General features: G+C 54.0%; 10 protein-coding genes. 7 read left to right on the top strand and 3 right to left on the bottom strand.

The window, feature by feature from the left end:
• Window positions 1-34 precede the first annotated feature (34 nt).
• Window positions 35-514 (top strand): peptidylprolyl isomerase, encoded by a 480-nt coding sequence (locus Q4501_RS11875; protein ID WP_303596451.1) that lies wholly within the window; start codon window positions 35-37, stop codon window positions 512-514.
• A gap of 26 nt (window positions 515-540) precedes the next feature.
• Here Q4501_RS11875 and Q4501_RS11870 read toward each other — a convergent pair whose 3' ends face one another.
• Window positions 541-1,470 (bottom strand): sensor domain-containing diguanylate cyclase, encoded by a 930-nt coding sequence (locus tag Q4501_RS11870; RefSeq protein WP_303596450.1) that lies wholly within the window; start codon window positions 1,468-1,470, stop codon window positions 541-543.
• 252 nt (window positions 1,471-1,722) lie between these two features.
• Here Q4501_RS11870 and Q4501_RS11865 point away from each other — a divergent pair, with 252 nt between their 5' ends.
• From Q4501_RS11865 to Q4501_RS11850, 4 genes are all read left to right on the top strand, one after another.
• Window positions 1,723-2,220: a PaaI family thioesterase gene (locus Q4501_RS11865; RefSeq protein WP_303596449.1), complete on the top strand. Its 498-nt coding sequence runs from the start codon at window positions 1,723-1,725 to the stop codon at window positions 2,218-2,220.
• Window positions 2,221-2,239: 19 nt separating this feature from the next.
• Window positions 2,240-4,018 carry a DEAD/DEAH box helicase gene (locus tag Q4501_RS11860; RefSeq protein WP_303596448.1) on the top strand — a complete coding sequence of 593 codons (1,779 nt, stop codon included), beginning with the start codon at window positions 2,240-2,242 and terminating at the stop codon, window positions 4,016-4,018.
• Window positions 4,019-4,075: 57 nt separating this feature from the next.
• The gene (locus Q4501_RS11855) at window positions 4,076-5,026 is read left to right on the top strand and encodes an adenosine deaminase (protein WP_303596447.1); all 951 of its coding nucleotides are present in this window, start codon (window positions 4,076-4,078) and stop codon (window positions 5,024-5,026) included.
• 251 nt (window positions 5,027-5,277) lie between these two features.
• Window positions 5,278-7,278, top strand: a complete 2,001-nt coding sequence (locus Q4501_RS11850) for a methyl-accepting chemotaxis protein (RefSeq protein WP_303596446.1) — start codon at window positions 5,278-5,280, stop codon at window positions 7,276-7,278.
• A 201-nt stretch (window positions 7,279-7,479) separates the two neighbouring features.
• Here Q4501_RS11850 and Q4501_RS11845 read toward each other — a convergent pair whose 3' ends face one another.
• Window positions 7,480-8,067 carry a CoA pyrophosphatase gene (locus tag Q4501_RS11845; protein WP_303596445.1) on the bottom strand — a complete coding sequence of 196 codons (588 nt, stop codon included), beginning with the start codon at window positions 8,065-8,067 and terminating at the stop codon, window positions 7,480-7,482.
• Between the two features lie 181 nt (window positions 8,068-8,248).
• Between Q4501_RS11845 and Q4501_RS11840 the strand changes: the two genes are divergently transcribed.
• Together Q4501_RS11840 and Q4501_RS11835 are read left to right on the top strand one after the other, a co-directional pair.
• Window positions 8,249-8,854 (top strand): M15 family metallopeptidase, encoded by a 606-nt coding sequence (locus tag Q4501_RS11840; RefSeq protein ID WP_303596444.1) that lies wholly within the window; start codon window positions 8,249-8,251, stop codon window positions 8,852-8,854.
• 229 nt (window positions 8,855-9,083) lie between these two features.
• Window positions 9,084-9,653 carry a PEP-CTERM sorting domain-containing protein gene (locus Q4501_RS11835; RefSeq protein ID WP_303596443.1) on the top strand — a complete coding sequence of 190 codons (570 nt, stop codon included), beginning with the start codon at window positions 9,084-9,086 and terminating at the stop codon, window positions 9,651-9,653.
• Window positions 9,654-9,697: 44 nt separating this feature from the next.
• On the opposite strand, the gene Q4501_RS11830 is transcribed toward Q4501_RS11835, so the two are convergent.
• Window positions 9,698-12,892, bottom strand: coding sequence for an EAL domain-containing protein (locus Q4501_RS11830; RefSeq protein WP_303596442.1), 3,195 nt, complete (start codon window positions 12,890-12,892; stop codon window positions 9,698-9,700).
• Window positions 12,893-12,929 lie beyond the last annotated feature (37 nt).

Raw genomic sequence — 12,929 nt, 5'->3', positions numbered from 1 at the left:
TAATGGCGCACCCAGAATCATTGCAGAGAACTCTATGCCAATCGAAAAGAATCAGGTTGTCTTGTTCCACTACAGTGTTAGTGATGAGCAAGGCAATACCGTTGAAAATTCCCGCGGTGGTGAGCCGAACGCATACCTGCATGGCCACGGTGGCATTATCCGGGGCCTGGAAGAAGCCTTGGAAGGTCGTGAGGCCGGCGATACATTTAGTGTAACCGTCACTCCGGATAAAGCCTATGGTGCACGTAAGGCTGATGCGGTGCAGCGTGTGCCAGTCAAACATTTGGTGGGTGCCAAACGCTGGAAGCGGGGCATGATTGCCCAGGTGCAAACAGAGCAGGGCCCACGCCATGTGGTCGTCGCCAAGGTCGGCCTCAAGTTTGCTGATGTTGATACCAACCACCCAATGGCGGGCAAAACCCTGACTTTCGATGTCGAAATCATTGAAGTACGCGCTGCCGAGCCAGAAGAGATCGCGCACGGCCACGCTCATGGGCCTGGCGGGCATCATTGAGGTGAGAAGCCGGGGCTTTAGGCCCCTTATATCGGCGGTATTGAGTCCTGCGAAGCTATACAGTTACGCCCGGCGGCCTTGCCAATATAGAGAGCTTTGTCGGCCCTTCTGACTAGCGAGTCGTACGATTGGTCTGAGGGTAGAAACGAGGCCACGCTCATAGTGACAGTGGCATGAAAAACTGTGTTTTCGAGCCTGAAGTCCGTTGCCTCAATTTGTTTGCGAATACGCTCTGCGAGTGTCGCTGCACTTTCTATCCGGGTGTTCGGCATGATGATGGCAAACTCCTCTCCACCGATACGGCAGGCCACGTCTAACGGGCGGAGCTCTTCCTTGATCATCTTTGCGGTATCAATAAGTACAATGTCACCGGCGGCGTGGCCGTATTGATCATTGATGTTCTTGAAGTGGTCGAAATCGAACATGATGACAGAGGAAGGCAAACCCGACCGGGTGAAGCCGGAGTGCAGTGCGCTCAGCTGATTGTTGAAATGTTTTCGATTGAAAAAACCTGTCATTTCGTCCGTCAGGGATTCACGAATCAAGCGCTCTTCCAGCTCTCTTTGGTAGGACACATCTCTGACAAGTGCCATGGCAACCACACACCCGTCCAACATGATCGTGTTAATCGTAATATCGACGGGAATCTCCGTGCCATCAGCATGAACGCCGCAAAATCTTTTATTCAAACCCATGGAGCGGGGAGTGGGGTTCTGAAAATAGTCACCGACCCTGTGTCTGTGCATATCCCGGTGAAGCTTGGGGATAAGCATCGACAGATCTGAACCTTTCAGGGTATCTACAGGGTGTCCAAACATTTCCCCGGCGCGAGAGTTTACCAAAGCGATCCTGTGGTCATTGTTAACGATAACAACGGCATCAGGTAAAGCATCAATAAATGGAAGCAGACTACTGGACGTCGTTATGAGCTGATCGGGGCTTTTCACGGCGGGCATGGTCAGGGGGACCCGAAAATTAAACAGTGAACGAATGTTCATCACTATAGGTGGTCGTGAACAAAATGACTAACCTGATGGAAAATAAATTTGTCATGCGATTGAGCCGGGTGCGATGGTCGGATGGTCAGGGTAAAGGAATGATCGGGCTTTAGCCTTTTACTGCTGCTACTGGTTTTTCGGTATTATGCTGATCCCGTTGCGGCTTTCTTGCCGCTTTTTGTATGTGGTTTTGTGAAGGAAAGTCTGATTATGACCAACGTTTCTGCCGCTTTGCAGGATATGGCCGCTCCGGATGGAGTTTGCTACGGGTGCGGAAGTGCCCACCCAGAGGGCCTGCAGCTGAAAAGCTATTGGCACGAGGATGGCGTTCACGTGGTGTGTTCTCATACACCTGACCCGAAGTTTCTCGGTTGGCCCGAGCTGGTTTACGGCGGCTTGCTGGCCATGCTTGTGGACTGCCACTCCAACTGGACTGCCATGGCCTACCACTATCGTGCCGAGGGTCGTGAGCCGGGCAGCCTGCCGCGCGTGGATTGCGTTACAGGCAAGCTTAACCTCACCTTTATCAAGCCGACGCCAATGGGCGTGGAACTGACCCTCAAAGCCAGGGTAGAGGGCGAAGTAGGTCGCAAGAGCCGTGTGATCTGCGAAGTCTGGGCCGGTGATGTGCTCACGGTGACCGCTGATTCGATCTTCGTTCGGGTAGACACCGGGCAGCTCAGTTCACAGGCCCACGGTCGCGCATAGAGAATTGGGGCAACTCAAAGTGAATGCTCCTTTCAAGTTGCGGCCCTATCAGCAGGAAGCGGTTGATGCCACGTTGCAGCACTTTCGCAAATCTGACGATTCTGCAGTTATTGTGCTGCCGACCGGTGCGGGTAAAAGTCTGGTTATTGCCGAGTTGGCCCGTCTCGCCAGGCGCAAAATTCTGGTACTGACCCATGTGAAGGAGTTGGTAGAGCAGAACCATGCCAAATACGAGAGCTATGGGCTAAGCGGTGGCATCTTCTCCGCTGGCCTGAAGCGCAAGGAAAACCGGCATCAGGTGACCTTCGCCAGTGTGCAGTCGGTATCGGCAAATCTGGACCGGTTCTCGGATGAATACTCGTTGGTCATCATTGATGAGTGCCATCGGGTTAGCGGTGAGGATACCAGCCAGTATCAGAGGATCATCGATCTTCTGCGACAACAGAATCACTCCCTCAAGGTGCTTGGGCTTACCGCAACCCCCTATCGCCTGGCCATGGGTTGGATCTATCGCTATCACTACCGTGGCTTTGTTCGCGGCTCTGGCGATGAGCAGGCCAAACCTTTTCAGCATTGCATTTACGAACTGCCGTTGAGCTACATGATCAATCGGGGCTATCTTACCAAGCCTGAGTTGGTGAACGCAGCGGTGGCGCAATACGATTTCTCCGCAGTTGCCCAGGACCGCTTTGGCGAATACGCCGAGAAGGACGTCAATCAGCTGCTGAGTAAACACAAGCGTGTAACTCGGGCCATTATCGAGCAGGTGATGGAGCTCGCCGCAGAGCGCCGGGCCGTGATGATCTTTGCGGCAACGGTGGACCATGCGCGCGAGATCACCGGCTATCTGCCGGAGATGCAAACCGCCCTGGTGACCGGCGCTACCGATCTGAAGGATCGGGACCTGCTGATCCAGCGCTTCAAACAACGGCAGTTGAAGTATCTGGTGAACGTGTCCGTACTCACCACGGGCTTTGATGCGCCCCATGTCGACTTTATCGCCATCCTCCGGCCCACTCAGTCGGTCAGCCTGTATCAACAGATTGTCGGCCGCGGTCTTCGCCTGGATGAGGGGAAGCAGGATTGCCTGGTGATCGATTACGCGGGCAACCATGTGAACCTGCACCACCCGGAGGTGGGAGAGCCGAAACCGAATCCCGACAGTGAGCCGGTGCAGGTCTTCTGCCCGGGCTGTGGTTTCGCCAATATCTTCTGGGGCAAGACAGACGACAACGGGCGTGTGATCGAGCACTACGGCCGCCGCTGTCAGGGCCTGCTGGAACCCGCTGAAGAGGGTGAGCCGGAGGCGCGGGACCTACGCCCTGAGCAGTGCGATTACCGTTTCCGGTTCAAGGAGTGCCCCCATTGTGGCGGCGAGAATGATATTGCGGCCCGTAACTGTCATCAGTGCAAAAAGGCCATTATCGACCCGGATGATCAACTAAGAGACGCCTTGAAACTCAAAGATGCGATGGTGATCCGTTGCGCCGGGATTACCCTTAGCGGAGAGGGCAGCAAGCTGAGGATCACTTACCACAGTGAAGATGGGGAAGAACTCAGGGAGTCTTTTGATTTCAGCAAGCTGGCTCAGCGCAACGTCTTCAACAAACTGTTTGGGCGGCGTCTGTCGGGTAGCCAGGCCCCGCATGCGTTCAGCAAAGTTGAAGAGGTGCTTGAGATACAAGCCTTTTTAACCGCACCGGATTTTGTCATTGCCAGGAAACAGAAGCATTACTGGCAAGTACAGGAACGGATTTTTGATTATCAGGGTAGCTATCGCAAGGCGGATGAAGCGTAAAGCCTGCCTTGCTGTCTTGATATGTTTATTTACGATAGAACTGTCCCGGAGACTGCGATGAACGAAGCCTGGCTGAAAGCCTTGCCCAAAGCGGAGCTGCACCTTCATCTTGAAGGTGCGCTCGAGCCCGAACTGATGTTTGCGCTGGCCCGGCGTAATGGCATTGAATTGCCGTGGAATGATGTGGAGGCATTGCGACAGGCCTATGCCTTCAATAATCTGCAGGAATTTCTGGACCTGTATTACAAGGGCGCCGACGTGCTGCGCACTGAGCAGGATTTTTATGATCTCACCTGGGCTTACCTGCAGAAGTGCCAGGCTCAGGGCGTGGTGCACGTTGAACCCTTCTACGATCCCCAGACCCATACCGAGCGTGGCATTCCCTTTGAAGTGGCTCTCAACGGCATCCGTGCGGCCATGCGTGATGGCCGCGAGCAGCTGGGGATTTCCGGCGGACTGATTCTCAGCTTCCTGAGACATCTGTCTGAAGACGATGCTTTCCGGACGCTTGAACAGGCCATGCCGTTCCGTGACCAGTTTTTTGCGGTGGGCCTGGACAGCTCCGAACAAGACAATCCTCCCAGTAAGTTCGAGCGGGTGTTCGCCAAGGCGCGGTCCGAGGGCTTTCTGGCGGTTGCCCATGCCGGTGAGGAAGGCCCGCCCGAGTATATCTGGCAGGCTCTGGACCTGCTCAAGGTGAGCCGGATTGACCACGGAGTTCGTGCCGCAGAAGACCCGAGGCTGCTCGACAGGCTGGCGGAACAGCAGATCCCGCTTACGGTTTGTCCGCTGTCGAATACCAAGTTGTGCGTGTTCCCGGACATGGCTCATCACAACATTCTGGAACTGCTGGAGCGCGGCCTGAAGGTCACCGTGAACTCAGATGACCCGTCCTATTTCGGCGGTTATGTACTGGAGAACTTTATGGCGCTGCGCGATGGGCTGGGGATGACCGAAGACCAGGCCCGCCGGCTGGCCCAGAATAGTATGGATGCCAGGTTGGTGTGATGGCGGTCATTATCAGCCCGGGGACTCCGGGGCGATCACGAATAATCCTAAGCAGGTCTCCTGGATACTGGGTGAAGAGTCTCAACAGAAGTTAAGTCTTTTTGGGGCGTTTACAGGGTGTCTTGTCTTCTCCGGCACTGATCTGGTGCGGTTTGCGCTGTAAAAGCCTGTTGTTTATTACGTCTCTGATGGCACCGTTCTTGCCTTGAATCTTGTCCAATGAGTCAGATTTTATTCAGGGCTGGAGAATTATGCTGTTCTTGCTTCGAAACCTTTCAATGCGCGGCAAACTGTTGCTGCTTATTCTGCCCGCGCTCCTGGGCATCCTTTATTTTTCGATATCCACAGTCAGTGAACGCTACAGCAATCTGCAGCATACCCAATCCCTGCAGACTCTGTTCAATCTGGTGCTGGTGGCGGATCCACTGCTGGAAAATCTGCAAAGGGAGCGCGGGCTGGCGGAACTCTATCTGACGACCGGCGGCAGTGATAGCCGGGTTTTGGAACGCCTGGAGCTGCAACTAGAGGCCACAGATTCAAGCCTTACCAATGTGCAGTCGTTCATCGACACCATGTCCGTGGAAGACCGACAGATCGTGGCGGTTCGACTGAACACTGTAGATGACGCGCTGAGTGCGCTCGCGGGCCTGCGCGGAAACTTAATGGACGGCAGTGATCCGCTCCTTGAAACGGTTCGGGCGCGCTACACCGATAGCATCACGGGTTTGATTGACTTGCTTCCATTGATTCTGCAGCGTTCCGGTGAGCCGGATTTGACACGTCAGTTGAGCGCCTTTTTGGCGATGACCGAAGCCACAGAGTGGGGTGGCCGAGAAATGGAAGCGGGTGCCCGTGTGCTGAAGGAAAGCGCTACCACGCTGGGCCTGGCTTCAGAAATCAGCCGGGCGTCGGGACGCCAGGATGCGTTACTTACCCTGGCCGGTGACACTTTGGGTGCGGGCTTTGAAGATGCGTTCCAGGCGATGCGGGAATCCGCACCGGTTGCTGACTTCAAGTCATTGCGAGACCGGTTGATTGGCAGTCAATACGGTTATCTGGGCATGGCCAACATTGAATGGTTCGACAGTGCCAGCCAGGCCGTTGAAGCGATCAGTCAGGTCAAGAATACCCTTAGCATGGACATGGCCGCCGGAACGCAGGCAGTGCTTGATGACGCTACCGCTGACCTGAGAGAAGCGGCTATTGTAGGCGTGGTGGTCATACTGGCGGTGCTTCTGCTGGCGATGATGATCATTCGCGGGGTGAGCGGACAAGTTAACCTGTTGCTGGGGGATTTCCGCCAGATCATGGATGAGAGGAACCTGGGTATCCGTACCCGAGTCAGCTCGAAAGATGAAATGGGGATGATAGGTGCCGCCTTGAACAGTCTGATGGAGAGCTTCGCCAGTGCGCTGAAGCAAATCGATCAGACCAGTGTGCAACTGGCGTCAGCCTCTGAACAGACTCGAGCGACCGCTGGAGAAAATGCCGAGCAGGTGAGCCAGCAACAGCAACTGGTGGAACAGGTTGCCACGGCTGCTGAGGAAATGACCAATACCTCCGAGGACATTTCCCGCAATACCCAGGATGTGGCGGAAGCAGCAACCAGTGCTTCTGGCAAGAGCGAAAACGGGCGTAAGGTAGTACAGACCAGTGTGCGCCATATCCGCAGCCTGGCAGGCTCGATTGAACAGGTCAGTGGACAGGTCGCGCGTCTGCAGAAAAGCAGCGCGTCTATTACGCAGGTGACTGATGTGATTCGCAGTGTTGCCGATCAGACCAATCTGCTGGCTCTGAATGCCGCCATTGAAGCTGCCCGCGCCGGAGAGCATGGCCGTGGTTTTGCGGTGGTGGCGGAGGAGGTGCGCGCACTTGCGCGGCAGACGCACCAGTCTACGGTCGAAATCGAATCCATTATTGCCGGCCTGCAGACGATCACTGATGATGTCCACGGGGCGGTAACTGAAAGCCATGAGCTGGCTAACCGCAGTGCCGATGAGGCCGCGACTCTGGAGGGGACCCTTGCAGATGTTCTCCGGGATGTTGATCGCATCTCTGGCATGGCTACCCAGATTGCAGCAGCGGCGGAAGAGCAGGTGTCTGTCACCCGGGGTATTTCCCGCAATATGGCCACGGTACGCGACACGTCACTACAGACACTCTCAGGCTCCCAGGAGATTTCTCAGGTTACGGTCAGTCAGGCAGAGCTGGCCAATGAGCTCCAGGCTCTGGCTCAGGGGTTCCGGGTTTAGGGACGGGGTTCAGCTGGTGGCGCGGCATAATGGCGCTCATACAGCATTACCATGCTAAGCCACTTTACTTCGGCGAATGATATGAGCTGCCCGGTGATGCCATCGGCTACAACGGCACCTGGGTCTGTGGTGAGCCGACCCGCGCACCCGTATCCTAGGCCGAGGGCACCGCAATCTATGGAGACTAGTGCCTTGCAGGTGTCACGACTGCACCTTATCACTGAATATCTGCGCCAGAAGGTCCTGCAGCATGCTATAGCTCAACCCCCATATGCAGTGGTCTTGATATCGGCAACAGGGAAGTTTCAATGTGCCGAGACGGGTTCGCCAGAGTATCTTGCCCTGATTCTCTTTGGCTGCGAGGTAGTCGAGCGAGATCCATAGCAACTTCTCGACTTCGTGGTTCGGCGATACCGTTTGCGGCCCCCGCCACTCATATACATAAGGAGTGACCACCATCGGGCGCCAGCGGCTGTGTTGGCGAGTGAGCAGGTCAGACAGCCTGGCCTGAAAGTATCCATTCCTTGCCAGATCGACACCGGTTTCTTCCAGGGTTTCCCGTTCGGCTGTGGCCCGGGGGTTGGCGTCTTCCGGCTGCATGCGGCCTCCGGGAAACGCCATGTGCCCGGACCATGGGTCTCCTTCCTTACGGGCCCGCTGGATAAACAGCAACTCCACTCCGGCGTCTTCAGACTGGCGGTAGATTAAAGCCACGGATGCCCGGGCAAGATGTCGTCGGAAAGGCAGCTCACGGGGGCGTATGTTGAGCTTCCAGCGTTTGGGTGTCACAGAGCCTTGTCCTTTTTTGACAAATTGGCTGAGAAGATCGGGCTCGTATTCGTGGGCTCGTCATCCAGCGAGTGTAACAACCGGGCATGAAAAATGATCTATTCTGAAGCTGTAGAGCCCAGAGGAAGTGGTATTCGTGGTCGGGCATTGCTACCACCACTGGTTACCCGGGAGGTTCAGGATGAGCGACAGATTGTTTGGCGAAGACGTGCTCTTTTTTCAGCGGCTTCTGAAATCAGAAGGTTTTTATCGCGGCGCGCTGGACGGCTTATGGGGGCGCCTCTCCGAAGCGGCTTCAATTGCCTTTGATAGTGAATACGAAAAGCTGAAGCGCGAGTATGGAACCTTTGACCGGCGTACAGAGCAGAATATCGCCTCCCTCTCTATCCGGGCTCAGCGGGAGGCCCGCAAGTTCATGATTCGGGCACTGAGCCGGGGTGTGAATGTGAAAATTATTTCCGGAACCCGAACGTATTACGAGCAGAACCAACTGTTTCGCCAGGGGCGCTACGGTAATCCAGGCCCGGTCATAACGCGAGCAAGGGGAGGGCAGAGCAATCATAACTTTGGCATTGCCTGGGATATTGGCATTTTCAGGGAGGACGGCTCTTACTCAATGAGCGAAAGTGATTACGACGCAGTTGCTGAATACGCCGTCGGGCCTCTGGTGTGGGGTGGTAGTTGGCGCTCGTTCAAGGATTCGCCGCACTACCAACTGGCAACGGCCTACACCCAGATCGCCTGGGTGCGGACTCGCTTTGAACAGGGTGAGGTGTACGTAGCCTGACCCTTTGACCGCCGTTTTTTTGTTGCCCGGCTTGGGGGCAAGCCTTAGGTGTCGAGATTTTATACATATTTCTGGCTGACACTTTTCGACGGGTTGTGAGATATTTATAGGGTATTGTTTTTAAAGTATTTATGTTTTTTGGTGGGTTTTTTGCTTGTTAATGTTTTAACAATGACCAAGAGCCAGCTCTGTGTCGAAACATGAAGTCCTTCGTATAAGGAACAAGCAAATGAAAACATTAAGTTTAGCGTTAGGTGTGGTTGTGTTCAGTCTGGCATCGGCAGCGGCGCAGGCAGTACCCTTCATGTCCAGCCTTGGCGATGAATGCGTTGGTTGTACGCTGTCCGACCAAGTGGGTAACAACTACGTAGACCCAACCGGGACAGCTCTCGATGGAGCTGCCTGGATACAGGATACTGCAGGTTGGTTCGTAGATAATTCGGGATACCGAATCTGGGAGGAGGATCTGAACCTGACCGGCACTGACGCGATCATTGACTCTTTGTTTGTCTCTTATGATGACACCTTGCAGATCAAGAGCCAGGGCGTAACCCTGTTTGATTCAGAAGATTACGAAATCGACCAGCCCTGGACACAGGTTATAAATGTTTTTGACTATGTGTCTGCACCCTTTCTGATAGCTGGCGATGGTCGACTCAACTTTTGGGTCACTAACGACGAAAATTTTGCGACAGGTGTGATCTGGAAAGGCAATACAGCTGTTCCCGAGCCGGGTACATTGGCACTATTAGGTCTCGGCTTGGCTGGACTTGGATTTGCGCGGCGCAAATCCGCTTAGGTCTGCCAAGTAGCAAAGACAAAGGGAGGCATTTGCCTCCCTTTTCAGCTGCTTCCCGGCATCGTATTTTTCAAGAGAAACTCCTCAAATTCCGAGGCGGGCAGAGGGCGGGAGAAAAGGTAGCCCTGGCCATGATCACAGCCGATTTCCCGCAATAGGCGGTGTTGTTCGCTTGTTTCAACCCCCTCTGCAATGACTTTCAGCCCGAGCTTGTGCGCCATGATGACAATGGCCTCGGAGAGCACCAGGTCGTTTTGTTCCGTTTCGAGGTTTCGGATAAAAGACTGGTCAATCTTGAGGTAGTCGATATCAAAGCGCCTGAGGTAAGACAGCGCTGAATAACCCACTCCAAAATCATCAATGGCGACTTGGATTCCGGCATCACGGAACTGGAGAAGCTTGTCTGTTACGTCTTTGCTTGCATTTAGCAACAAGCCTTCGGTGATCTCTACGCTCAGGTGTTTTGTTTCCAGGCCGAGAGTTCGCAGGTAAGCCAGCCAGTCCATAATACTCAAAGCTTCACTCTGAAACTGTATTGGTGACATGTTCAGCGATACCTGTAACTCGGTATCAGACAATTCGCTCCACCGTTTTACCTTGGCCGCAGCCTCCCGAAACACCCAGTCGCCGATACCAACAATCAAGCCGGTCTCTTCAGCCAGAGGGATAAATTCAGCCGGGCTGATCATTCCACGCTCCGGGTGGTTCCAGCGTATCAGTGCCTCTGCTTTGCCGACGCGCCCGGTGGTGAGATCGATTATGGGCTGGAAATGAAGCTCGAACTGCCGGTTCTCAATGGCCGAGCGCATATCATTTAACAGTTTCAGGCGATTTCGGGCTTTATCGTGCAAAGATTGGGTGAAATAACTGAGACGGTTCCGCCCTGCTGCTTTTGACGCATACATGGCCTGGTCGGCGTTGCTTACTAACTGATCAACCTCTGACGCGTCGTCCGGGCAAAAGGTTATGCCGATGCTGGCCTGGATATAGATGATTTCGCCATTGATGAAGTATGGTTCTGCCAGCGCACTGATGATTTGTTCGCTCACCTTTTCTCCAGCAGCTGTATTTGCAAGCCTGGGCAAGATAACGGTGAACTCGTCACCGCTCATGCGGGCTACGGTATCTGAGTCCCTGACACAACTGTTAATGCGCGCTGCGGCTTTTATCAGTAACTGGTCCCCCACAGGGTGCCCGAGGGTGTCGTTAACATCTTTGAAATGGTCAAGGTCAATGAATAAAAGAGCGAGCAATGAATCATGGCGTAATGATTTTCGGATCTCCTGTTCCAGTCGATCCTGGAACATGTAACGATTTGGCAGGTCAGTCAGGAAGTCGTAGTTTGCCTGGCGCCATATCAGTTCGTCTGACCGAACTTTGTTTGTGATATCAGACCCCATCACTACATGACGTTGGATGTGCCCTTTATCATTGCGAATAACATTGATGGTGAGCCATGCAGGAAAGGCTTCGCCCGTATTGCGGCGGCTCCAGACCTCGCCCTGCCAAAAACCTCGCTGAGCGACTTCATCCCATATACCTTTGAAGAAATCGGCGGTTTGACGGCCCGAGTAGAGAAGTACAGGGTCTTTGCCCTCCAGGTCGCCAAGTGTGTAACCGGTTATTTTGGTAAACGCTGGATTGAGTGCAACGATTTTGTTGTCGGCGTCTGTTACCAGCACGGCTTCCGCGCTATTGATGTAGATTGACGATGCAAGGTGCAGCTCCTCTTCTGCACGGACTCTTTCAATAGCAATACCCACCAGGCTTGTCGCGCTCTCTATCAAAGCGACTTCCTGTTCGTCAGGTAACCCGGGCTCTTTGCGGTAAATAGCAAACGTGCCCAATACACCCCCTGATGCTGAACGTATGGGTTCTGACCAGCATGAGCCAAGACCTGCCCTGGCAGCTAGCTCCTTGTAGTTTTCCCAGTAACGGTGAGAGGCGATGTCTTCGACAATTGTGCGCTTTCCTGTGAAGGCAGCGGTTCCGCAAGAGCCGACATTCATACCAATCTTTACGCCATTAATAGCGTCGTTATAAAAGTCAGGCAAACCTGGCGCTGCCCCGCTCAACAAGTGCTCCCCTTCGCTATCCATAAGTAGAATTGAGCACATGGATTCGGGGTAAATCGATTCTGCCGATTCGATGACCAGCGACATGATTTCCATGAGAGAGCCGCCTTTGGCAACTCTTTCAAGAGTCTTTTGTCGCATTTGCTCGCGTCGCTCAGACAGCTTTCGAAGTGAAATGTCTTCAATCAGCGCTACTGTGTATGCGAGGCTGCCATCCTCGTTTCGAACAGCGCGCACGGCCAGGTGTGTATCAATTGCATTGCCAGATTTTTGGATAAATCGTTTTTCAACAGACAGCTCATCAATGTAGCCATCAATCAACTGCTCGTAGAGCGTCGCGTTGGGCTCCAGGTCATCAGGATGGGTCAGATCAGGCCATTTCGTTGCCATAATCTCTTCGGCTGTGTAACCAAGCATGTCGCAAAGCGCCTGGTTGACCTCTATCCAGCCTTTATCTGCATCTGTAGCGGCCATGCCAAACATTGAGCGCTCGAAATAGGCACGAAAACGTTGTTCACTGGCTCGAAGGGCTTCCAGGGCATGATGATGTGCTGTTCCCCGGTCAAAGTTGTCGAGGGCGAACGTAATGTCGCGGGCCAGTTCGTCGAGAAGGGCTGTCGTTTCGCTGTCGAAAAAGTCTTCGTCATTGTGATAAACCGACAAGACTGCAAAGGGTTGACCGCTCCGCTGGATGGGAAAACTGCCGCTGCTACCCCAGTGAAAATGGCTGGCCTTTTTATACCAGGGCGCCGTTAGAGGGTTGCTTGCCCAGTCATTTGTGATCATGGCAACGTTATTTCGGTAAGTCGTTGCCGATGGCCCGAGGCCTTCCGGTCTGTCCTCGCGTGTAGAAATTTGTATGTTTTTCAGATAATCCGCATTAGCGCCATAACTTTCTACCGGGATAATTTGTTCGGATTCGAGGTCGGCAACCCCGACCCAGGCCATGCTGACACCGCCGAAATCAACTGCAATCCGGCAGACAAGAGGAAACAGTTCTTCCTCGTCACTCATGCGGACAATGGCCTGGTTGATTTCGCTAAGTGCACGGTACATTTGGGTTAATCTGTGAATGCGTGCACTTTCCGACGAACGCAATGCCCCGGTACGTGTGTCCGGGTGCACTTTTTCTCGGTCGGCCTCGCTATCAGAAGATTTGGTCAATGTGCAGCTCGCTGTGGCCCGGGATTTACCCTTGTCT

This window comes from Marinobacter sp. 2_MG-2023 (genome assembly GCF_030546935.1).
Classification (GTDB): domain Bacteria; phylum Pseudomonadota; class Gammaproteobacteria; order Pseudomonadales; family Oleiphilaceae; genus Marinobacter.
Note: the sequence above shows the minus strand (reverse complement) of the source record. Positions and strands in the feature narration are given on the sequence as shown.

Coding starts and splice junctions, on each gene's coding strand:
- Q4501_RS11875 (WP_303596451.1), top strand. CDS start 35: ATGCCAATCGAAAAGAATCAGGTTGTCTTGTTCCACTACAGTGTTAGT.
- Q4501_RS11870 (WP_303596450.1), bottom strand. CDS start 1,470: ATGCCCGCCGTGAAAAGCCCCGATCAGCTCATAACGACGTCCAGTAGT.
- Q4501_RS11865 (WP_303596449.1), top strand. CDS start 1,723: ATGACCAACGTTTCTGCCGCTTTGCAGGATATGGCCGCTCCGGATGGA.
- Q4501_RS11855 (WP_303596447.1), top strand. CDS start 4,076: ATGAACGAAGCCTGGCTGAAAGCCTTGCCCAAAGCGGAGCTGCACCTT.
- Q4501_RS11850 (WP_303596446.1), top strand. CDS start 5,278: ATGCTGTTCTTGCTTCGAAACCTTTCAATGCGCGGCAAACTGTTGCTG.
- Q4501_RS11840 (WP_303596444.1), top strand. CDS start 8,249: ATGAGCGACAGATTGTTTGGCGAAGACGTGCTCTTTTTTCAGCGGCTT.
- Q4501_RS11835 (WP_303596443.1), top strand. CDS start 9,084: ATGAAAACATTAAGTTTAGCGTTAGGTGTGGTTGTGTTCAGTCTGGCA.